The organism is Epilithonimonas bovis DSM 19482 (assembly GCF_900108115.1).
GTDB lineage: Bacteria > Bacteroidota > Bacteroidia > Flavobacteriales > Weeksellaceae > Epilithonimonas > Epilithonimonas bovis.
Genome location: NZ_FTPU01000006.1, coordinates 42,750 through 65,062 on the forward strand (window position 1 = coordinate 42,750; position 22,313 = coordinate 65,062).

The 22,313-nt window shown below is 31.6% G+C and carries 19 protein-coding genes; 16 read left to right on the forward strand and 3 right to left on the reverse strand.

Annotated features, from left to right (window positions below):
* Positions 1-68 precede the first annotated feature (68 nt).
* The 3 genes from B0B05_RS03900 (at position 69) to B0B05_RS03910 (ending at position 6,100) form a co-directional block, all read left to right on the forward strand.
* Positions 69-749: a hypothetical protein gene (locus B0B05_RS03900; RefSeq protein WP_076782178.1), complete on the forward strand. Its 681-nt coding sequence runs from the start codon at positions 69-71 to the stop codon at positions 747-749.
* Positions 742-5,841: a helicase-related protein gene (locus tag B0B05_RS03905; protein ID WP_076782179.1), complete on the forward strand. Its 5,100-nt coding sequence runs from the start codon at positions 742-744 to the stop codon at positions 5,839-5,841. Before B0B05_RS03900 ends, B0B05_RS03905 begins: the two co-directional genes overlap by 8 nt.
* Positions 5,842-5,923: 82 nt before the next feature.
* Positions 5,924-6,100: a histone H1 gene (locus B0B05_RS03910; RefSeq protein WP_076782180.1), complete on the forward strand. Its 177-nt coding sequence runs from the start codon at positions 5,924-5,926 to the stop codon at positions 6,098-6,100.
* Between the two features lie 92 nt (positions 6,101-6,192).
* Here the strand turns inward: B0B05_RS03910 and B0B05_RS03915 are convergent, their stop codons facing one another.
* Together B0B05_RS03915 and B0B05_RS03920 are read right to left on the reverse strand one after the other, a co-directional pair.
* Entirely contained in the window at positions 6,193-6,597 is a 405-nt protein-coding gene (locus B0B05_RS03915) for a hypothetical protein (protein WP_076782181.1), read from the reverse strand.
* Positions 6,597-7,133, reverse strand: a complete 537-nt coding sequence (locus B0B05_RS03920; RefSeq protein ID WP_076782182.1) for a Panacea domain-containing protein — start codon at positions 7,131-7,133, stop codon at positions 6,597-6,599. The genes B0B05_RS03915 and B0B05_RS03920 overlap by 1 nt, the downstream gene beginning before the upstream one ends.
* 682 nt (positions 7,134-7,815) lie before the next feature.
* On the opposite strand from B0B05_RS03920, the gene B0B05_RS03925 reads away from it, so the two are divergent.
* The 8 genes from B0B05_RS03925 (at position 7,816) to B0B05_RS03965 (ending at position 13,224) form a co-directional block, all read left to right on the forward strand.
* Positions 7,816-8,226, forward strand: a complete 411-nt coding sequence (locus B0B05_RS03925; protein WP_076782183.1) for a single-stranded DNA-binding protein — start codon at positions 7,816-7,818, stop codon at positions 8,224-8,226.
* A gap of 11 nt (positions 8,227-8,237) precedes the next feature.
* Entirely contained in the window at positions 8,238-8,981 is a 744-nt protein-coding gene (locus B0B05_RS03935; RefSeq protein ID WP_245799204.1) for a DUF1281 family ferredoxin-like fold protein, read from the forward strand.
* Entirely contained in the window at positions 8,965-9,435 is a 471-nt protein-coding gene (locus B0B05_RS03940; protein WP_076782184.1) for a hypothetical protein, read from the forward strand. The genes B0B05_RS03935 and B0B05_RS03940 overlap by 17 nt, the downstream gene beginning before the upstream one ends.
* Positions 9,436-9,453: 18 nt before the next feature.
* Positions 9,454-10,026, forward strand: coding sequence for a PRTRC system protein E (locus B0B05_RS03945; RefSeq protein WP_076782185.1), 573 nt, complete (start codon positions 9,454-9,456; stop codon positions 10,024-10,026).
* Positions 10,027-10,037: 11 nt separating this feature from the next.
* A complete protein-coding gene (locus B0B05_RS03950) occupies positions 10,038-10,256 on the forward strand; it encodes a PRTRC system protein C (RefSeq protein ID WP_076782186.1) in 219 nt (72 codons plus the stop codon).
* A 120-nt stretch (positions 10,257-10,376) separates the two neighbouring features.
* Positions 10,377-11,534, forward strand: coding sequence for a hypothetical protein (locus tag B0B05_RS03955; protein ID WP_076782187.1), 1,158 nt, complete (start codon positions 10,377-10,379; stop codon positions 11,532-11,534).
* Between the two features lie 137 nt (positions 11,535-11,671).
* Positions 11,672-12,394, forward strand: a complete 723-nt coding sequence (locus B0B05_RS03960) for a PRTRC system protein B (RefSeq protein WP_076782188.1) — start codon at positions 11,672-11,674, stop codon at positions 12,392-12,394.
* The gene (locus B0B05_RS03965) at positions 12,391-13,224 is read left to right on the forward strand and encodes a PRTRC system ThiF family protein (RefSeq protein WP_076782189.1); all 834 of its coding nucleotides are present in this window, start codon (positions 12,391-12,393) and stop codon (positions 13,222-13,224) included. Before B0B05_RS03960 ends, B0B05_RS03965 begins: the two co-directional genes overlap by 4 nt.
* Before the next feature lie 196 nt (positions 13,225-13,420).
* On the opposite strand, the gene B0B05_RS03970 is transcribed toward B0B05_RS03965, so the two are convergent.
* A complete protein-coding gene (locus B0B05_RS03970) occupies positions 13,421-13,960 on the reverse strand; it encodes a transposase (protein ID WP_076782190.1) in 540 nt (179 codons plus the stop codon).
* 340 nt (positions 13,961-14,300) lie between these two features.
* On the opposite strand from B0B05_RS03970, the gene B0B05_RS03975 reads away from it, so the two are divergent.
* The 5 genes from B0B05_RS03975 (at position 14,301) to B0B05_RS03995 (ending at position 22,290) form a co-directional block, all read left to right on the forward strand.
* Positions 14,301-15,014, forward strand: coding sequence for a hypothetical protein (locus tag B0B05_RS03975; RefSeq protein ID WP_143745935.1), 714 nt, complete (start codon positions 14,301-14,303; stop codon positions 15,012-15,014).
* A 331-nt stretch (positions 15,015-15,345) separates the two neighbouring features.
* On the forward strand, positions 15,346-15,855 hold the full coding sequence (locus B0B05_RS03980; protein WP_076782192.1) for a hypothetical protein: 510 nt from the start codon (positions 15,346-15,348) through the stop codon (positions 15,853-15,855).
* Between the two features lie 49 nt (positions 15,856-15,904).
* Positions 15,905-16,096 carry a hypothetical protein gene (locus B0B05_RS03985; RefSeq protein WP_076782193.1) on the forward strand — a complete coding sequence of 64 codons (192 nt, stop codon included), beginning with the start codon at positions 15,905-15,907 and terminating at the stop codon, positions 16,094-16,096.
* 188 nt (positions 16,097-16,284) lie between these two features.
* A complete protein-coding gene (gene lanM, locus B0B05_RS03990) occupies positions 16,285-19,059 on the forward strand; it encodes a type 2 lanthipeptide synthetase LanM (protein ID WP_076782194.1) in 2,775 nt (924 codons plus the stop codon).
* A gap of 192 nt (positions 19,060-19,251) precedes the next feature.
* Positions 19,252-22,290: a lantibiotic dehydratase gene (locus tag B0B05_RS03995; RefSeq protein WP_076782195.1), complete on the forward strand. Its 3,039-nt coding sequence runs from the start codon at positions 19,252-19,254 to the stop codon at positions 22,288-22,290.
* The last annotated feature ends 23 nt before the right edge of the window (positions 22,291-22,313 follow it).

The window sequence follows — 22,313 nt, forward strand, 5'->3', positions numbered from 1 at the left end:
TTTTACTGACCCATAATCCGAAAGCGGTAAGTCAGCCAATGATTTGCCGCTTTTTTAAAATTCAAAAAATGAAGAAAATCATACTATTGTCCTATCTTTTTTTGCTTTTCGCAAGCATTTCCTGCCATAAAGAAATTCCATCTGAAAAAGGCGGAATCGACATCATTTCCAACATTTATTTTGGTGCATCGAAAGGTTTGAACCAGCTTCAAAGTTTCCATTTATCAAAAATCAATTATTCCAGAGATTCCATTGTGGAATTAGTTCCCGATTTTACTTTTCCCGAAATCAACAAACAGGTGTATTTCATCAAAGATTCGCTGTATTTTCCACTCGAAACGGAAAATAATACGCTTGTTTTTTCGGAAATTTCAAAAAAGCAAAAACCAAATTTAATTTGGAACAAAAAAGACGGAGCTATTTTTTCAAAAGAAGAAATCCCATATTACCGAAACCGAAGAAACCTTTCCGACACGGTTTTGTTCAAGAAAAAATACAAGCGTTTTGAAATCAATTCCCCTTGGAATTACACGAGATTTTACGTTTATCCGACTGATACGATTTTGCCGTATTCGCTTTACAAACACGCTGAAAAAGACTATCGCGGAAGATTGGAACGCATTGATTCCTACAACAAAGAAACCGATATTTTCGTAACGCTCCAACTTATTCCGAGAAAAAATTGGGACGATTCGGCAAAAGAATTATTTGATTTCAACCATTTTGTAAAAAACAGAAAAAGTGAGTAACCAAACCGTTTTAAATCCTGTTTCTGATGATATTTCCGTTTTGGAAGGAAGTAAAAATGAACTCGTTGTTTTTGGAAACAGAAACGATGCCCAATCTTTTTTGGAACTTCTGAAACTGAATAATCAAAGCAATAACCGGACTTTGATTTCCTTAAATTCGATTGAAAATACCAAAAAATTTCTGAACCGCTATCAAAATTTCAATGGTAAAATTTTTCTTTGTTTAAACGGAAACCGAAGCGGAAATTTCGCAACGGAAAAAATTTTGGCGGAGTTCAAAAATAAAAACATTAAAGATATCCGTTTGTTGTACGGAATTTCCGAAAACGGCAACCAAAATTTGAGCGGATATTTGCAAAATAAAATCAATTTTCAAGAGAAAAATCCTAACTTAGTCGAACCAAAAAAATCAGAAAATGCAGACAGAACTGAACCCAACCGAATTTCCGAAACTCAGCACCTGGAACGAGAAACACCTGAACGAAACATTGGAGAACCTCGCCAAAACAGCCAATCCGAGCAAAACGGAAATCACCGAAGCGGACAAACTTTGGGCAGCAACGATGCTGGAAATGGACTTGCAGACACAATCGAGCAGCATTTGGTCGGAAACGGAGGAAGAGGAAGATTATTTTCCGATGTAGAAAATCTTATTGAACAATACAAAGGTCAGAAACTGACCAACGAACAAGTTGCAGAAGTAGTTTCCGCAGCTTGTTTTGTTTCCGGCGACAAGAAGATTTTACTCAAAGAAAATCTGGAAATTTCCGATGATTTAAAGGAAATCTGTAGCCAATTCAAAAGTGGCGGAACAGCGAAAGAAGGTCGAGGAATCCTCGATGAATACTACACCGATTCAAAAATTGTAGAGGCAGTTCGCCATCTCATCAAAGATGAATTCAAAGGAAAAAATGAAATTTCCGTTTTAGAACCCAGCGTTGGAACGGGAAATTTTCTCAATGCAGCGAAAAATTTAGGAATAAAAACCAACATTACCGCCTTTGAAATCAACGAAACTACGGCGAAAATTGCAAAAATTCTTTATCCCGAAACCGACATTAATCTCCGTTCTTTTGAAACCGAATTTATTAACGAAAAAGGACTTAAAACCAATCCCGAAAATTATCAAAACCAATACGATTTAATCATCGGAAATCCGCCTTATGGCGACCATCGTGGACTTTACAAAGGTTTGGGAGAAGAACCGAAAATCTCGAAATATGAAGATTATTTTGTAAAACGAAGTTTGGACGTTTTGAAAGACGGCGGAACTTTGGCGATGGTGCTTCCATCGGGTTGGCTGAACCGTCAAAATAATCTGAAAAATACCGAAATCACAAATGCTTTCAGACTTCCTGTCGGTGCTTTTTCGGGAACGCAAATCGGGACGGATATTATTATTCTGAAGAAAAATTCACAGAAAATTTCGGAGGATATTTCCAATTATTTTGAAAATAATCCCGATAAAATTTTAGGCGAAACCAAAGAAAAAACCAATCGTTTCGGGCGATTGGAAGAATACGTTCACGGCAGTCTGGAAGATGCTTTGCTCAAAATTGAACAGTTTAAAAATCAAAATAAAATTGAAACTGAAAAAGTTGAAAAACCCGAAAAATCTGAAAAGATTGAAAAAGTTGAAAAACCCGAAAAAATCGGAAATCTTTTTGAGGATTTGTTTTTAGAAAATTCTGAAACAAAAACTGAAAATAATTTAGCTGAAAATGAATCGGAAAATTTCATTAATGAAGAAAAAAAGGAGCTAAATTTTGCTGAAATTCAAGAGAAAATAGGACAGGTTTTATCAGATCTTGATGCTGTAAAATTCAAATCTCCGGCGGTTTTGACAGAGATTGAAAAATACACCCAACTTCAATCCCAAATATTGAATGAACCCGAAATTTTTTCTCAAAACCAAATCGAGGAAATCCGAAAAAAAGCGGATAAAATCATTCAATCTCAAAGCGAAAAATCCACAGAATACAGAGTTCAAACCAAACCGAATATTCAGAAAAAAATTCTGAAATATCATTTTATAAAACCCGATGAAATCGTCAATACTTCACTTCAAAACAGTTCGGAAATTTCCGAAAAACAGATTGAAGCATTTCGGGATACAGAATATGACGGAACGCTCAATAATTACGGTAAACACTATGAATTTGCCAATTATATCTACGGAAAATGGATTCACGATTTTTATTATGCGGAAGGGAATATTTATGAAAAGTTAGAACAGCTTGAAAGAGATTTTGCCGTTAAATATTCTGTCGGCGGAACAGAGAATCAGTATGAAAAGCAAAAGTCATTATTGGAAAGCGTTCTGCCAAAACCAAAATCGCTTGATGAAATTTCAATCAGTCCGAACCACGAATTTATACATAAATTCCCAATGGGAAAGGTTGAAAAAGAGGTTTATAATTCCGAAAAAAAGCAAAGAGAAACCATTGTTGCCGATTACAGCCTTGCCGATAAATTCAAAGATTTTGTCGGAACATTATCCCGTGAAGCGTTTGCAGGTTCTTCATCGTGGGAAGTTCGTGAGTTTGTCGATAACGAAACGGTTACGGGAAGCGACAAAGAAAGAAATGCCTTAATTCGTGAACGAAGAAAAGCGGCTGCCAACGATTTGTTTCAGAAATTTTTGAGGGAAGAATTATCCGATAATGACAGAGAGCGTTTTGTAAGTGGATTCAACAGAAATTACAACCATATCCACGTTCCGGACTATTCTAAATTTCCTTTGTTTTCGGAAATTCATCAGAATTTTAAAGGAAAACCTCTCAATTTAACCGAAGTTCAGAAAGCCGGAATCGGAAGATTGACAACAAAAGGAGTTGGATTATTGGCTCACGAAGTCGGTTTCGGGAAAACGTTATCGGGAATTTTATCAATGCACGAAGCAATGGAAAGGGGAAATGCAAAAAGACCGCTGATTGCTGTTCCCAACGAAAGTATTTTGAAACAATGGGTTGATACAATTTTTGAAACCATTCCGAATGCGAAAGTCAATATTTTAGGGAATTTGGGGAAAGATTACGACCTTTCAAAATTCGATAATAAAGACGGAGAAATTACCATTGTTACTTATGAAGGTTTTAACAATATCGGTTTTTCCGAAAATATGACACGGCAATTGGCTTCCCAGTATTCCTACATTTCAGAAAGTGAATTGAGGAGCTTAAACACCATCAGTGAAAGGGATTTCCAAAAAGAATTAGAAAAAGAAAAGGAAATTGAGGGCAAAATGAAACGTGGGAAAATCTACGATTGGGAAGATTTCGGTTTTGACCATTTGACTTTTGATGAAGTTCATAACGCCAATCACATCGTTGGTAAAGTGCGGATTGAGGACAGAAAATTCGCTTCCGATTTCAGAAGTCAGAACCAACAGACTTCAAAGTTGGGAATGAATACGTGGATGGCGGCACAATACATTCAGGAAAATTACGATGGCAGAAATGTTACACTCCTTTCTGCAACGCCTTTTACCAACAAACCTTTGGAATATTATTCCATTTTGTCGCTGATTGCCAATAATCGTTTGGAAGAATCGGGATATTTCAATGTCAATACGTTTTTTGAAACCTTTATGGAGGCGGACAATGATATGGAAATTGATGCAAAAGGCGATGTGAAATTCAAAACCAATGTCCGGAGATTTAAAAACAATACCTTGTTTCAGCAACTTTTATCCGAATTTATCGACATCAAAGGCGAAGAAGACAATCCCGAACTGAAACGTCCGACAAAACTTAACAAAGAATATAAAATTGAGCAGAATGACCTCACGAAAGAGCAATACGAAAATCTCAATGATAATTTTGATTACGAGCAAAAAGGAGCAATTCTTACCCATATTCTCAACGCAAGAATGATTGCTATTTCGCCGTATTTGTCGCCGTATTATGACGGAGATGAACCGAGCATAAAAGAGTATGTCGAAAATTCGCCAAAGCTGATGCAGACGGTGGATTTAATCCGTCAAAACAAGAAAGATATTCCCGATTCAGGGCAAATCATTTATTCCGAATTGGCGACATCGGAATTTCCGAAAATCAAAGAATATCTCGTGAATGAAATCGGCTACAAACCCGAAGAAATCGGGATTATTACCGGAGCAACGAGCAAACCGAACCGTTTGAAAATTCAAGATGAATTTAATAATGGAAAAATAAAAATCGTGATTGGAAGCGAAGCGATTCAGGAAGGAATGAACTTGCAGGAAAACACGACGGATATTTATATGCTTTCGTTGCCGTATAATTTTACTTCGCTTCGACAAGTAGAAGGTCGAGCTTGGAGACAAGGCAATAAAAACGATAATGTGAGAATTAATTTTATGCTCACGAATGACAGTATCGATGTTTTTATGCTTCAAAAACTTCAATCCAAACAGGCGAGATATTTAGAAGCAATGAAAAAAGGTGCTGATGTTTTGGATATTTCGGATATTTCTACGCAGGAACTGAAAACAGCGATTATTACCGATCCGGAAACCAGAGCCAATATTGAAATCGAACTGATGAAAAAGCAGATTGCTGCCGAGAAAGATAAATTTTTGGCAGATAATGCGTTTGTTTTGAGGAAGTATGAAGGTTATATCAAAGCACAGAACGAGATTCAAAAGGCAAAAGATGAATATAGTAAATTCGAAATGTGGGCAAATGAAGAAGAACAAGAAGACGGATTTTGGAAAACGAGATTGCCATCTTACCGAAAAACAGTAGAACTTGCCGAAGACGAAGCGGAAAAAGTAGCACTCAAATTAGCAGAACAAGGCGTAAATGTTGCTGAAATTGAACAGCAAATTAAAGCCACTAATGATAAAATCGAGGAAATTGATAAAAAATTATCCGAAGAACTTCCGGAAATACGAATGGCTTTGATTTCCCGATACAAAGAGGAAAAGGAGCAACAAACCGCTGATAATTTGAAAAGAAATTATGCCAAAGAAAGGGAAACCGAAAATATTTCTCTTTTTAAAGCAGAAAATATTGAAAATTACGAAGAGAAATGTAGTCTTTCGGAACATCAAAATCGGATAGAAAATGAGGAAAGAGAGGAAAAGGTGGGTTTTCAGAGGAGGAGATGATTTGAAATGAGTGGTTTTGTGAAAATTTTTCGGGATTGGAATAATCTTCTATATTTGCACCCTTAATTTATAATTTCATACAATGAAAGAACTTATTGAAAAGATTAACGCAGAATTTGAAGCATTTTCTAAAGAGGCAGAACTACAAGTTGAAAAAGGAAACAAAGCAGCCGGAACCAGAGCGAGAAAATCAGCATTGGAATTGAGCAAATTGTTCAAAGACTTTAGAAAAATATCTGTGGAGGAATCAAAAAAATAAGAAAAAACACCCTGTTTCTCATCGAAACAGGGTGTTTTATATAATGGGGTTTGTAATCCTTTTTGTCTAAATTTTATAGTGGTTAAAACTCATTAATCATCATAGAATCCAAATTTTTTCACAATTTTACCTTTAATGGTAGGAACTTCTCTAATTACCTGCCGAAAAAATTCCAATTGTTCCGGCAATAGTTGATAAACAACAGCTTCGGGACGGTTTTTCACAATTTCATCGTACTCTCTTTTATCTCTGATTACCATTTTGGTACAGTCCAAATAAGAAGTATAGTGCAGGAAAGGATAATCAACCGGATTTAGTTCAATATTATATTTAACTAAAACAGCATTGCGGTTTACATTGAAATTGATTTCGGAATTTACGAAGAAAGAAGCTAAAGATATTTCGTCTTCTGTAACTCCCAGCACAAAAAAGTATTTCTTCTTTGGGGGATCTGTGTCTTCAACAAATAGGTAAAGAACATCGCCAACATTTACCATTAGTAAAATTTTGCGTTCGCCAACTCATTATGCTCTTTAATGTAATTGAGCATATTTCTATCTGCACCACCTGCTTTAGCAATTTTGAGAACGTCCATCGTATAATACGCATTATCCCAAGCCAAATCGTGGGATTCATTGGTAAGGAAACTAAATGAACGATTCAGATATTTTTTGAGAGAATTATCCAAACATTCAATTTCTGATTGAGAAAATTCATCTTCATCATATCCTGCCAAAGCATTAATTTCTTTTTCGGAAAATTTTTCAAAATAATTATTTACCACTTCTTCAGGAATAATCTCACTGGATCCTAAAACCGCCTTAATAATATCATAAATTGTGGACGGCACCGGTCCATACTTCATCGCAATATAACTGTCATCTGTAATTGATGTACCGTATTTTGCCAAATGTTCTCTATCGGCAAAGTATAATATTTTTGAAATCTTATGAGTATCAAGCGGTTTACCTGCTTTATTAAGAATATATAAAACAGGTTGTATAAAAGATTGTATATTAAAATCTAAATTCATTCTAAAACTCGTAACTCTTATAAGTCGTTGGAAATATGATACAAATGTAATGAAAATCTGCTATATAGCACAATGTGAAGTAAATTTTTGATAAAATAGTTATTTATGGAATTAATTATAAAACTTCAAAAATCCATTGAAATAACCTATTTCCTTAATGAATTTCCTTTTATTTTTCCATTGACAAACAACGTCATTTGAAATTAATCCCAACTGTGGTTTTGGCTTTTACGTTTGCAAATGTAGGACAGCATTTTTCGCACAAAAAAATCTTTTTGGGTTTCTAAAAAAATTCTCTCCACTTCGCTCCAACAATTTTTTCAGACACTCCTAAACTCTTCGAGCAAAAAGATTTCAAGCCAGGTTCGGGATTTCTGTTTTTTCTAAACGGAACCGAACCGGGTTTTGTGTGAAAGATACTGTCCAATGGTCATCGGCAAAGAAAAAGCCGGAACCTCAGTTGTACGAATCAATTCAAAATGCAGACGTTCTTTGACATCAACGGAAAAAAATCAGAAGAAACAACAACAAAAAATTATGCTTTTACAATTTGGTAAAAGTTAAAAAAAAGCCGAGTGTCCTCGATACCAAATCAATTCACTCGCAAATTTCAATTATTAATACAATCAATCATTATTAACAAAATCATTAACAAAATCATTAACAAAATAAATCAAAGATTATGAACACAATCGTAGGCAGAATTACCAAAAATGCAGAAATCAAAACATTGGCAAACAACCGACAAGTCGTGAATTTTTCAGTAGCCGTGAATGATTATTACAAAAACAAACAAGGCGAAAAAATCGACCAAACCACCTTTTATAATTGTGCGTATTGGATAAGTTCCAAAATAGCGGAATACCTTACCACAGGGACTTTGGTGGAATTATCGGGGAAAATTTCTTCGAGTGCGTGGATTGGCAAAGACGGTGAAATAAAATCGAGATTGAATTTAAACACCTCACGGATAAAATTTCACGGAAAGGGAAAAACCGACCAAACAGCGAAAACCACAAACAATCCGACAACGGCAAAACCGCAGGAAAATAAAGTGTTTGCCGATGATTTGGAGGACGATTTACCATTTTAAAATTCAGTAGTATGGAAACACAATTCAATTTTCAAATCAAAAACCGAAAAGACAAGCGAGATTGGGAACTCATCGAAGTTTCTTATCAAATCTATTGCGAAAGAAACACGGCAATCCGCTATGCAAGGCGACTTTCAAAGATTTTCCACTCGGAAATCCGAATGACACAAGGAGCAGAACCGCTGAAAACAAGCGGAACATACATTTACGAACAAGCAGAACCTTTAAAATTAAAAATTATGCCTAATTGGTGCAGTAACACGGTAGTTTTCGAGGGAAACCCCGAAACGATAGAGCAGATAAAATGGTTGTTTCAAACAATGGCAAAAAAACAGGAAAAAGAGGGTTGCGGACAACTTCCCGATTTTGTGAACCGAAACAACGGCGGATATTTTTTCTATATCCATTTGAATGACGAAAATACCGACACTTTCGAGTATCAGACGAAATGGTCGCCAAATATTGAAATCGTCCAAGAAATTGCGGAACATTTTAAGGTCGATTTTGTGCAAGATTATGAAGAAATGGGAAACTTGATTTTTGGCAAAGCAATCTTTGAAAACAGCGAACTGACCGACATTTATTTGGAAGATGAAGATTTTGACCAATACGAATACGATGAAGAAAAAGACCAATGGATTTTCGAGGGTAATATTTACGGTAGCGATTACGAAATATTAGAAATTCTTTTGGAGCGAAAAATCGAAAATCAGTTGAACACTATTAAAAATCAACAAAATGAAATTATCAGATAAACCAACAGAACATTTGCTCATAAAAGCAATGAACAACAGCGATTGGGACGAATGCGATTTTGCAATAATTCACATTTCGGACGAGTGGAAACAAACCCAAAGAAAGCGTTTGGAAACCGCAAAAACGGTAGAAAACGATTACGATTTAAAGTGGCTGAATTATGCCGATACCAATGTGGAATTCTTCAAATTTTCGGAAGATGATTATCCCGAAATTGAGGAGTTACTTTCGGAAAAAAGCCAAATTTTCATTGAGTTGGAAACGGGCGATTTAAAGAAATTGTTGCAACCCGAAAACAGTTTGAACTGCTACCAAATGCAGGTTTTCAAAAACGGAAACGCCATTTACAACGCATTCGGAAAACACACAGGCGAAGAATTTTACACCGAAGAATTTTCATTAAACCAACTCGTAAAACATTCAGAACCAACAACTTTAAACATTGAACTTTAAACCTTAAACCCAAAAATTATGCAAACCAATTTTTTCAGACAAATCGCAAAAATGAACCTTTCGGGCGATTTGCAAATTACGCTAAGACCGACATCAGAAAACAGTTTCGTGCTTTCCGTATTGCTCAAAAATGAGCAATGCGGAGACGATGCCAAAAAACTCATTCCACCTTTAAATCTTCGGGGAACAGCCGAAGAATTGGACAACGGATTTTTTGAAAATATTTCCACACCGCTACAAACTACTTCGGGATTAATGGTGGATATGGAAAATTTTATGAAACAACTTGAGGAAGTCAAAAAGAAATCCGCAATGGAAAAAGAGAAATCCGAGAGAGAAAAAAAGGAAAAGGAAGTCAAAGCGAAAAAGTACAAAGACGCTTTTGAAAAAGCCGAAACGCTCGAAAAAGAGGGCAAATACAAAGAGGCGTGGTCGGCACTTCCTAAAGTTTCTGAATATCCCGATTTTACCGAAGAAATCCGCAAAAAACAAGACGAATACGAAAGACATTTTGCACCAAGTCTTTTCACGGAAACACCGACTGACAAAGCAACGGAAAGCGAAAATGCTCATCAAAACTTTAACTTTTAAAACCTAAAATTATGTTATTAGCCACACAATTAGAACGGATTTTCATTTTGAAAGAAAACGGACAGGAAATCCAACTTCCCGACCCGGAACCGAAATGGAGTGTAGAAGCCGTAATGAACTTTTATGCCAATACCTATCCGATTTTAACCACCGCAAAAATTTCCGAACCACAAATCAAAAATGACAGCGTTCAATACCGATTTGAAAGCGTAATGGGAACGAAAGGATAATCCTCTCCCTAAATCCCTCTCCAAAGGAGAGGGACTTTTACAAAAATACTTTTTAGAATAAAAAATCACTCATTACTCATTACTCATTACTCATTACTCATTACTCATTACTTATCACTTATGGACTATGCAACAAAAAACCATTTCGGGAAAAATAATCATTCCCAAAGAGCAAAAACAAAGAGAACTGCACCGACAGTTGGGCGAATTCGCAGATTGGCTGAAACGCCCGAAAGATACGAGCGAAATACGGAAAGACAGGCGGAAATCCGCTCCTGTGAACCAAGTTCCAATGATTTTCTGAAATGTCAATTTTTACCAAAATTAAAGGAAAATTATTGGCAGGAACAGACCCAAAAAAAATCCAAAAAAACGGAAAAAGATTTTTACAAATCGCTTTTCCGATTGGTGGAACATTACGGAATAAACCCGATGAATACGGAAAATTTTGAGTTTCCTTACAATATCGCTTTGACATTGAACGATGTGCAAAACCAACTGAAAAATAAGACAGAAAATTGGCAGGAAATCCGATTGATAGAGGACGAAAATTCGACTTATTTCACGAGTGAAGAACGCTACAATACAGGGCAAACTTTACATTATATTCCGATACTTCCGTTGTTTCGATTGAGCAAAAATCCGAAACGGAAAAAGGTTGTAGAATTCTTAAAATCAATATGTTGCTATCTGATTCACGTTGCGAAAATTCCGTATTACCGAGAGCAAAGCAGTTATCTTTTGTGGATGTATGAAATACTTACGGATTGGATAATTTCCGATGAAGAAAACGAAGATACAGCCAAATATTTGCACGAAATGAAACAGGCGGAACAAATTGGCGATTTTATGGAAAAGAAAATCTGCAATCCGCAGAATTTAAGCCGATTTAAAGAGCGTTTGAAAGGATTTAAAGCGAAAGATAATTTCGAGAACGATTGCTTTTTGTTGGCATCAAAAATATTTTTGCTTTACCGCCAATTTCCGAATGAAACCATTTACAGAAATTCCCGACCAAACGCTGAAACAGACGAGTACGAAAGAGATACGATACTTTCGATGGACAAATATATTTCATTTTGTGCCGAAACAAAAGGAATGCTATCTGATATGCTTTTTGAAACCATAAATGCAGAATTAAACGAATGTAGCATTACGGAAGAGCCGATTATCATTAAGAAATTTGACGGAAGTAGTATCACAAATAACAATCTCGATTTTGAAAACCGACTTTTCCCTTTGATTGAAGAACTGATTTACATTTTGAGTTGCTTTTAGCAGTTGGCGAATAGCATTTGGCTTGTTGCTAATGGCTTTTGGCAAATTACTTAGACCATAAAATAAGATTATAATTCAAACAAAATCAGACACTTAACAATATTAAAATAAGTCTAAAATTAAAAACAAATTTAAAAATGGAAGATATAACCCAAAATTTCGGAACGCTTTATTATCCGACATCGGCATTAGTTTTTTATCAAACTGATGAACGAAACAAAAATACTTATGTGGAGCATTTCGATATGGACAAAAACGGCAATCCGATGAACGCACATCCTTTGACAGAGCGGGAAAGTAAAGCATTGGCAAAAGCATTGAGCGTGAATTTGAAAAAAGAAAAAAGTCAGGAATATTTGAAACCGAAAGGCATTTTGCCGACCAACATTTTGCACATCAATTCGGGGGAAAACGCTACGGTTTTGTGGTTCACGAAAGCAGGAAAACGCCCAATGTTTTTTAGCGAAAATTTAGAAATTCCGAACGGAACGGCAGAAGTTCCAGCAATGATTTGGAGGGCAACGAAACGAAGTTTAAGCGTTTTTGCTCTTGCCCAAAACCGCAGACCGACAGAGAAAACACCGCTTTTTTACGCTCCGTTTTTCAATGTTTACGAAAGCGGAAATGTGTGTATGGGAACGGTAAATATGAACATCAAAAACTCCGTTTCGTTGGAAGAATTTACGGCAAATTGGGAAGATTATTTTTTCAATTCCTATTTCAGTCATTTGCTCGGAAATTACAATCCCATCAACGGAAATTGCGTAAATCTTTGGAAAAAACTCATCAAAACAGGCGGAATTTTTCCGAAAGAAACATTAAAAAAAACCAACAGAACTTTAAAAACCTTATTGAAATGAATACAGAAAACGAAATTTTAACCGCAAACGAAATGGCAAAAACGAGAATACATTTTACGGAAAATTTTTTGCTCAATCCGACCAATCCGATTACGATAAATTTAATCGGAGCAGGTGGAACAGGTTCGCAAATGCTTACAACTTTGGCGAGAATGAGCCACGCTTTGACCGAACTCAATCACGCTGGATTTTCTGTGAGATTGTGGGACGATGATGTGATAACGAGAGCTAATTTAGGCAGACAATTGTTTGCGGAAAGCGAATTGGGTTTAAAAAAATCAGTCGCATTAATCAACCGAACCAACCGATTTTTCGGGACAAATTGGAAAGCCGAAACCGTGAAATTTGAAAGAAATCATCTGAACAATTTACCCGAAAATGCGAGTGCCAATATTTTTATTTCTTGTGTGGACAGCGTAAAATCCCGTTTTGAAATTGCCGAAATTTTGAAGAGTTTGAGCAATTCCGGTTATTATTCCAACCGTTCGAGATATTGGTTGGACTTCGGGAACAGCCAATTTTCGGGGCAGGTTTTACTTTCCACAGTCGGAACGATAAGACAACCCGATTCCGAAAAATACGAAACGGTGGAAAATCTGCCTTTCGTAACCGAAGAATTTGGCGAACTTTTGAAACAATCTGAAACAGAGGACGATACACCGAGTTGTAGTTTGGCGGAAGCACTCGAAAAGCAGGATTTGTTCATCAATTCGGTTTTGGCACAAATGGGAAGTTCGCTTTTGTGGAACTTATTCCGCAACGGAATGACCGAAAACAGAGGGTTTTTTCTGAATTTGAAAAGTTTTCAATCGCAACCGATAAGGTTGTAATTTTTGTCGCCAAATAAGACCCCAAAATTTGGGGCGGGCGGCAAAAATACATTTCCTCCCTGCGGTCGGAAACGTATTTTTGCGGAAAATCGGAGCAACCACATTTCAAAAACATTGCCGGGTTTGGGCTTTTGATGTTTTGGAAAAGAGGTTGCGGACTAATTTTTTTTTTGAACTTTAAACCCAAATTGTTGAATTAATTCCAAGAAACTTTTAAATCCTTAAATTCTAAATTCGACCTCTTTTTGTCAAATGAATTTTTCCCGGATTGTGCGGTCGCTTTGAACTTGAATAGTTTGATAAATAATGGTTCGCCCTGTATATCTTTAAATGAAAAATTGAGTTTCATCGGTACTCCCATTACCAACTCCGGAAAAGGTTTACTGGATTTATACAAATCAATTTTATATTCATTTCCCTCAACATCAACGATAGAAATATCTTCAATCGTCATTTTTTTGTTCTCGTCTTTTGTTTCAATGAGAAAACTAATGGTAATATTTTTTTCCGCCTTATTTCCAACAATTTTTGTGATTTTAAAAGAAGAATTTTCCGTTTCTATTTCAAGAATTGGTTTATTGATTTCGAGAACTTTTTTCAAATATTCATTTTCCGAAGTCAAAGTTTTATTCGTCGATTGTAAAGTTTCATTTTCTTTTTTGAGAGCATCGCAATTGGTTTGGCTATACATCAATGAAACTACCGAAATTGCGGATAAAAATAGGATTTTCTTCATTTTGTTTTTTTATTGATTGAATGCCCAAAGATACTATTAAAATGGTGTTTTTTGACCGATGCTTTTTGATTTTTTACCGTGAAATCATTTGTCATTTCTGAGTTTCTTATCTCTTTTAAAGCAACCGAATTTTTAAATCGGGCGGAGCAACCTCTTTTTTAGATTTATTCATAGACCTAAATAGAGTAAATTTTGTTTTTTATCAATTTTTTATTTTAGGCCATCTTTCAATAAAAAAAAGTTTTTTGATTGAAATTTTATTTGAAATAATAAGTATTTTTGTGTGACATTCAAAATGACAAAATTGAAGTATCTACTATTTTTTTTCTTTAATACTATAATGTATGCACAAAATTTTTTATCTGGAAATGTTTTATCAGAAGGTGGTTTTGTACTTCAAAATGTAACAATTGTTAATATGAAAAATGGTAACAAAACATTCACTAATAATGAAGGTTATTTTAAAATTGAGGCTCAAAAAAATGATGAATTACGATTTATAAAAGAAAATTTTGAAAGAGAATCTAAAGTTATTCAAAATGTAGATTTTTTAATACCGATGTTTATTAAATTAGACAGAATTCCCATTGAGATTGAAGAGGTGAAAGTCGTAATTAAACCAACTGGAGACTTAAATAAGGATGTTAATAGGTTAAAAACTGATTATTCAAAAGAAATTCTACAAAAAAAAATAGGACTACCACAGCTTAGAGGTATTCAAAGAGAAAAAGTACCAAATACTTCTTTACCGTTGGCTATACTCTCTTTAAATCCTGATACTATTTATAAGACAGCGAGTGGTGAAGCTCGAAAAATGAAAACTCTTTATAAATATGAAGATATGCACAGAAATATTAATTGGATAACTAAACAAAATGGAGATGAGTATTTCATTTCAAGAGAAATTCCAAAAGAAAAGATTAAAGAATTTATTGAATTTTCAATACTAATAGACCCTCAAATAACGTCTTATATAAAAGCGAATAATATTTCTGCAGTAAACTTCAGATTAGAAGATGCGCTAACTATTTACTTGAAAAGACTACGAAAATAATAATATTTTTTTTATTTGTACTTTGAACTATTTAATTATGTAGATTTTCCGAGAAGTCTAACAGTTTAAAATATTAGAAAAAAGTTAAACCTGGACTAATCATTAAAAATATGATTTTGACTAAAAATAAAATGATTGTCCTTTTAATTACCTAAAGTTAATTTCTCGCTAAAAATCACACAGTTAAAATTTTAAATAATATTAATAATCAAAAAGTTACGCTTTGGCAATTTCAAAAAAACTTGAAAACTTCTTGAAAAATGCCATTTAGGTCTTTAAACGGACAATCATAAAAAATAAATAATCAAAAGTTTTTAAAAAACTAAATAAAATGTTTAAAAAAAAATATTTAAAGGAGGTAATCTACTGGGTTTCTATTTTTATAATATCAAGTTCGATGTTTATATATGGTTTAAGTAAACCAACCCAATTTGAAAATACTGGAAATTTTGCAAATATTAGTACATTATCAGGTCAACAATTAATGTGGATTTTCTATGGGTATTCAAAAACATACCCTATAATTATCGGTTTATTCGAAATTTTGGGAGCATTAACAATTTTATTTAGAAAAACAAGAATTTTTGGATGTTTAATTTTAACAACAATCCTTATAAATATTATTATTCAAGATTATATATTCAATATTGTTGCATTATCATCCGCTATTTACTACCAAATATTAATAATTATAATATTAATATTCGATTATTCTGAGGTCAAAAAGATAATGAAGAGTTTATTTTCGAGTGCCGGTAAAAGTAAAATAAATATTTTTGTGATAGTAATTGCTTTAATTATAGCATTAATTTTAAAATTTTATGAAACAAAAATAATTTAAAAACACAATATTAAAATTATTTTATTATTTTTGAATAAATATTTTATATATGAAAACAAAAAAAACAAAATTTGAAAAATTCTCAAAAAAACCTTTAATAAATAAGGATTTGATGGGTAATGTTAAAGGTGGTTCATCAGAATCAGAAGCTTTAGTAGCTCCAATATCATCAAAATGTGGACATTTTTATACTATAAGTGGAGAATGTAGAGCTGACGGTAGCAGTTGTTGGCCTTTTTAATTTTACTAAAAAAATCAGAAAGGGGGCTGTCTCATACTTATTGAGGCAGCCCCTTTTGGGTTTACTCAATATTATGCTCTGTTTATTAAAAATTAACTATTTTTAACTTTTCTAAAATTTAGAACTTCATAAAACTATGGGAGTTTATCAATTTATATTTTTCAAAAAAAACCTGTTTAATTATTTGTATGGAATACAATTCACTCTTTATCAATAAAAAAAGAAAAAAAATCACGAATACAAACAACCAAAAGATGTTTTTTTTAAATTTATTTTCTGACTGGTTACTTGAAGCAAAAAAAAACATTATAGTTGTAGATAGTATTATTTCTGAAGAAGCAATAACACTTTCATTTAATTCCCTATTTGACATAATAATAGAAATATCCGAGAGAGTTTTATTTGTTGAATATAATGTGTTCATAGAAGATATCACTCAAAATGAAAAATCGGATGTAGAAAAATTACATGCATTTGAAAAGAAACTTTTAACTGTAAACTTCAGAAAATATTTGCTATATGAATATCCAGAATTTTTTAGGCTAATTTTTGAAAATATTAATTTCTTTATTGACAATATTAATAACATTATTTCTAATTATATCAATGATTTTGAAGAAATAAAAGAGGTGTTTAAAATTACAAATTCTGAGATAGAATACATAAGAATGGGGCTGGGTGATAGACATAATAAGAATAAGAGCACTACCCTATTAAAAATTATAAAAGAACCTCCTATAATATTAAAACATCGAGATTTAGCTATTGAAGTTTGTTTTTCTAATTTTCTTGGCGATTACAATAAATCTTGCAATACTAATATATACTTACCTAAAATTCTATATAGAAAAAATTATTCTTGGTCAGAATTTATTGAGCAATCTAATCAAAAAGATATTAAGGCGAATTTATTAGAAGAAATCGGACATATACTTTGCATTTTGTATTTTTTAAATGGCACAGATTTTCATTATGAAAATATAATTATAAATAATGAAAAAGGATTAGTCCTAATAGATTGCGAATCAATTTTATATCCAATTAAAGATTCTGAAATAAACGAGCATAATGTTCTTTCAACTGGGCTTTTATCAAATAAAATTGAAATAGGAGACAAACAAATTGATTTTGGAGGACTTAACTTAAATAATATTAATGATACAACTCAAGAATTTCCATTATTAAAGGAAATAATCGGTATTGTAAATGGAAAACTTATATCATTCGAAGAAAAAAGTAAGTTGATTAAATCAAATTATTTTTTACTCTATGAGCATGAAAACATTAATGAATATATAGAAGAAATATTGAGCGGTTTTAAAAAATCTTACACATTCTTAATGAATAGAAAAAAAAAGATTATATCTTTTTTTTCTGGGGGAACTTCAGAATTCCCCATAAGGTTTTTAATACGGAATACTTACACATACTTTCATGTGTTATATGAATCTTTATCACCAATTCTATTAACAAATAAAAATGATAGAATTAATTTTATAAAACAATTAAAGGAACCATATAGTGGAAGTACTAATATTTTAGAATCTGAAATTTCAGATATATATAACAACGATATTCCTTATTATTATTGTAATATAAAATCAACTACCCTTAGGAGTTCTAATGGTTTTACAAAAAGAAATTTTTTTGAAAGAAGTCCATTAAATTCTCTTTTATACAAACTAAATAATAAAATATCTAAGAGAGATTTAGAAAAGCAATTATTTTTAATTAAGTATAATTTCGCACAAAGTAATACAGAAAATTTAAAAAAAATATTCACAAAAAAATACATTTCGAATAACATAAATTTCGCCTATGAGTTTTTTAAAAATATAGTAGGAAAAAGCAATACATACTTTACTCTTCAAGAATCATATAAGAAACCTAATCAATATAATATAGAATATAGCAACAATGATTTAATTAATGGTAAATTTGGAGATTTATTGTTCCTTGCAGAAGCAAATAAAATATTTAAAAATACTTTCATAAGTAAAACTATATTTCGACTTTACGAGAAAAACATCAGACAATTACATAATTCTAAATATTTAGGAATAGCAGGTATTGGAGGAACAATTTATTTTTTATTAAGAATGTACAAGATATATGATGATATTAAGTATGTAAATGATGCATTAAAATATATTGATTCTTTAGATTTAACAAACCTTATTGAAAACTCCCAAAATAATGGGGTTATTTATGGAAGAGCGGGTTTATTAATTGCCTTAATTGAACTAGAAAAAATAAGTAATTCACCAACTATAAACAAACTAACACATCTTACTTATAATCGGTTAATTTCATCTGCGGTAATAAGTAAAAAAGGTATTTATTGGCTTTCTGAATTCCATAAAAAACCTCTGTGCGGAGTTGCACATGGGTCTTCTGGGATAATTTTAGCATTATTAAGATATTTCAAGTTATTTAATGATTTAGAATGTAAAAATATAATTAAACAAGCAATATTATTTGAAAATACATTTTATAGTAATAATTATAAAAATTGGAAGGATAATAGGGGGTTTGTTACCAAAGAGTTAAAATATTCTTCTCTTGGTTGGTCGCATGGCGCTCCTGGCATCGGATTGGTAAGATTGGAATTAATTGAATCAAAAATATTTACTTCTGAAGAATTTTTAAATATTATAGAAAGGGATTTGAAAAATTGTGTTGAATCTACCTACAAAAGTGGTTTGAACGGAAATGATTCCATTATTTTTGGAAAGTATGGAAATGCAGAACTTCTTGTTCGTTTTTCTAAGTACGTTAATAATCCTGAGTTTTTAGGTAAAATACAAAACACTCTAAATTCTTTCAATGATCTATATTTCATTAGAAATAATAAAGGGTTAATTATTCCTGGACTCTTTAATGGAATCTCCGGTTGTGGATATCAACTACTATTTTTTAATGATTACATTAAAAACTCTATACTAACTTTTGAATGTAATTAGTATTATCAAATGATTTTCTAATTTCCATTTTATGAGTAGATAATCTCCTGAAAAACAGTAACAACCAAAACAATGCTTTTTTTGTTATTTTTTAAACATTTGCAATTTATAGCCATATTATTTGAAATTAAAAGAAATATTTACTATTATTGTTTTCACTATCTCTCTTCCTCCTAGAATTAAACAAAAAATATGTTACAGTTTTTTACTTCTGCGGTCGTACGTATACCCATGTATCCCTATAATGAATTTAATAAAATCAATCAAGAAAATTTTTTAAAAGAAATTCTCGAAAATGATTTTTTTTTATATCAGATAGCAGTTTCTTCTCCACATTTTTATAATGAAATAAATAATAAAAACAAAATTAAAAGCCATTATGCTGTTTTAAAGTATTATTCACGAGCATGTAATAGGTGTACACCTTTTGGAGTATTTGCTGGAAATTTGATTATTAATACAAATTCCGATAATAATCATGAAACAGCTATTATAGATGAGTACTATGAAATAATACGTCTTGATTCTGCTTTAGTATATAAACTTTTACATTTTTTTGATAATTCGATAAGGAATGATTGCCGTTATTTTTCTAATACCAGTGCTTATGAAATAGTTGGACAAATTAGATATATAGACTATGCATTAAATGAAAATGGTTATAGAATTTATAAGCTAAGTGCTATTACTGCAAACCCTATATTAAAAGAAATCATTAAACAAGGAAGGTCGGCAAGGACTATTCAAGAGTACATAGATATCATTTTAAAAGTATATCCTACTTTTTCCAATGAAGAAATAGAATCTTATTTAGTTGAATTAATAGAGGCTAACTTTCTTCGTAGTGAAATTGACTATTTTTCAATTGGGGACAGAACTACAGAAGAAGCTTTAGCTGATTTTTTTAAACATAAATCAAAGCAACAGGAGTATATTTTTATCAAAAACATCCTAAGTCAAATTAGTGCAATTTCCACAATAAAAGATTATAGATTGAAACTATCTGATTACACTAATTTAATAAATAACTTAGAAAATAATTTTAAAAGTAAAAGTTACTTCCATCATGACGTTTATTTTAAGACAAAGCAAGCATTTAGTCTGAATAATAAACACAAAAAGTTAATACAAAAAGGTTATGATGTCATACAGTTGCTTAAAGACAATGACATATCGATAAATACAAGATTACAAACTTTTATACAGGCATTTTACGAAAAATATGAAAACAACCCAGTTTTATTAACCGAAGCCTTAGATGTAGAGATTGGTATCGGTTATGGCGACTTACTAAAAAACTCTAATATAGGAAGAAATCCGCTTATTGAAGGTCTTTATATTTACAACATAAATCGGGATTCTAGTACTTTAAAATGGAATAATCGAGATAATTTTTTTATTAATAAGATTAAGTCTACCGATGATAAAATAGTTGTCCTAAGCCAAGATGACCTAATTTTTTTTGAGAAAGATGAAAACAAAAAAGAAATACTAAATACTCCAACGACAACATTAAAATGTAGCATTTATAAAAATGATAATAATAAAGATGTAATCCATATGATATCCGTAAACGGTAGTGCATCTAAAATCATTGGAAGGTTTACTAACAATGAAGATATTAAAGTGTTAGCTAAAGAGATTACCGAATACGAACAAGTTTTTTTTAAGAATCACACTCTTGCAGAAATAATTCATATTCCTGAAAATAAAATAGGAAATATTGTACAAAGAAATATTAAACGAGAAGCTGAAATACCATACCTTTCTAATCCAACAAATAGTAATTCAATTTTTGTAGATAATCTATATTTACAATATATAAATGGAACATTAAATATATTTGATAAAATAACTAAGAAAAATATCATTCCTGTTTTTTCTAATGCTTTTAACTCTCAGTATCCTAGTAATCTTCCAATAATAGATTTTTTACTTGATTTACAAGACCAATATAATGTTAAAAATAATGCCTATTTGAATGTTGAAAAGTATTTAAAGTTTTATAATCATATCCCTAGATTTCAATATTTAGATAGCATTATATTAAGTTTAGAAATGTGGAGATTAACCCTCGACGATTTTATAAATTGTAATAGCGATATAGATGAGTATATCAAATTATTAAAATTACCTCATTTTTTCTATATAGTAGAGGGTGATAATACCTTATTGATCGATTCAGATAATAATGAAATGAGAGAAATATTACTTTCAGAGTTAAAAAAGAAAAAAGAGTTAATAATCACAGAATTCCTTGATGAGAGTTTTTCTTCCGTTTTTAAAAATAATGATTTAAGTAAATCGTTCAGTAACGAAATAATTGTACCAGTTAAATTGAATTCCAGTGAAAGTGGTAGTCACATAAATAATTTTAAATTAACAAAAATTAAACAAGAATTTTTTCCAAACTCAGAATGGATTTATTACAAAATAATAGTCGCACAAAATTTTTCAAATGAACTAATAATAAAACTTATTAACTCTTGCGAAAAATTAAAATCAGAAAATATTATAGATACTTTTTTTTACATTAAATATTTTTCTCCAGATTTTCACATTCGATTAAGAATTCGATCAAAAAACACTCTTCAGCAACAAGTATATAACAATATTGATAAGATATTAAAAAAATACATATCAAAAAAAATAATATCCAAAGTTCAAATTGATACATATTGTCGGGAATTGGCAAGATATGGTTATGAAAAAATTATTTTATTTGAGGATATTTTTCAAGTAGATAGTATTCTTTGTAAAGAAATATTAAAAAAAACCATTTCAGATGAAAGTTCACTTTGGAAGTATACGATCAGTTCAATTCTTGGTTACTGTAAACTTTTAGGTATAGTAGATGAGCAGTTATTAGATTTTAGCACAAAAATGTATAAAAATCTTTCTAATGAATTTTATCACAATTCAAATACAAATAAAGAATATAATTTGAGATATAAAAATATTGAAAAAGATGTAATTGAGATTATTAAAGATGAAAAAAATAAATATAAATCATTCTTAAAAAAAAATATGGCATTTATAAAAAATGATACTTTTCTTTATTTAAAAAAACTATCAAACGAGGAGAAGTTTTATTTCTTAGATAGTATTATCCACATGCATATAATCCGAACTGTTAATTCACAAAATAGATTTTATGAAATGTTAATGTATTTTTTCTTAAAAAAATCGTTAACCACTTGTATAATTGTAAATAAAAAATTAGTTTTGTAATATTAATCCAAATAAAAATTAAC

Bases quoted from the DNA above. Each gene is read 5' to 3' on its own strand.
- B0B05_RS03980 (WP_076782192.1), top strand. From the start codon at position 15,346: ATGTTTAAAAAAAAATATTTAAAGGAGGTAATCTACTGGGTTTCTATT.
- B0B05_RS03915 (WP_076782181.1), bottom strand. From the start codon at position 6,597: ATGGTAAATGTTGGCGATGTTCTTTACCTATTTGTTGAAGACACAGAT.
- B0B05_RS03955 (WP_076782187.1), top strand. From the start codon at position 10,377: ATGGACTATGCAACAAAAAACCATTTCGGGAAAAATAATCATTCCCAA.
- B0B05_RS03950 (WP_076782186.1), top strand. From the start codon at position 10,038: ATGTTATTAGCCACACAATTAGAACGGATTTTCATTTTGAAAGAAAAC.
- B0B05_RS03975 (WP_143745935.1), top strand. From the start codon at position 14,301: ATGTATGCACAAAATTTTTTATCTGGAAATGTTTTATCAGAAGGTGGT.
- B0B05_RS03900 (WP_076782178.1), top strand. From the start codon at position 69: ATGAAGAAAATCATACTATTGTCCTATCTTTTTTTGCTTTTCGCAAGC.
- B0B05_RS03970 (WP_076782190.1), bottom strand. From the start codon at position 13,960: ATGAAGAAAATCCTATTTTTATCCGCAATTTCGGTAGTTTCATTGATG.
- B0B05_RS03945 (WP_076782185.1), top strand. From the start codon at position 9,454: ATGCAAACCAATTTTTTCAGACAAATCGCAAAAATGAACCTTTCGGGC.
- lanM (WP_076782194.1), top strand. From the start codon at position 16,285: ATGGAATACAATTCACTCTTTATCAATAAAAAAAGAAAAAAAATCACG.
- B0B05_RS03925 (WP_076782183.1), top strand. From the start codon at position 7,816: ATGAACACAATCGTAGGCAGAATTACCAAAAATGCAGAAATCAAAACA.
- B0B05_RS03940 (WP_076782184.1), top strand. From the start codon at position 8,965: ATGAAATTATCAGATAAACCAACAGAACATTTGCTCATAAAAGCAATG.
- B0B05_RS03960 (WP_076782188.1), top strand. From the start codon at position 11,672: ATGGAAGATATAACCCAAAATTTCGGAACGCTTTATTATCCGACATCG.
- B0B05_RS03965 (WP_076782189.1), top strand. From the start codon at position 12,391: ATGAATACAGAAAACGAAATTTTAACCGCAAACGAAATGGCAAAAACG.
- B0B05_RS03920 (WP_076782182.1), bottom strand. From the start codon at position 7,133: ATGAATTTAGATTTTAATATACAATCTTTTATACAACCTGTTTTATAT.
- B0B05_RS03995 (WP_076782195.1), top strand. From the start codon at position 19,252: ATGTTACAGTTTTTTACTTCTGCGGTCGTACGTATACCCATGTATCCC.
- B0B05_RS03910 (WP_076782180.1), top strand. From the start codon at position 5,924: ATGAAAGAACTTATTGAAAAGATTAACGCAGAATTTGAAGCATTTTCT.
- B0B05_RS03935 (WP_245799204.1), top strand. From the start codon at position 8,238: ATGGAAACACAATTCAATTTTCAAATCAAAAACCGAAAAGACAAGCGA.
- B0B05_RS03985 (WP_076782193.1), top strand. From the start codon at position 15,905: ATGAAAACAAAAAAAACAAAATTTGAAAAATTCTCAAAAAAACCTTTA.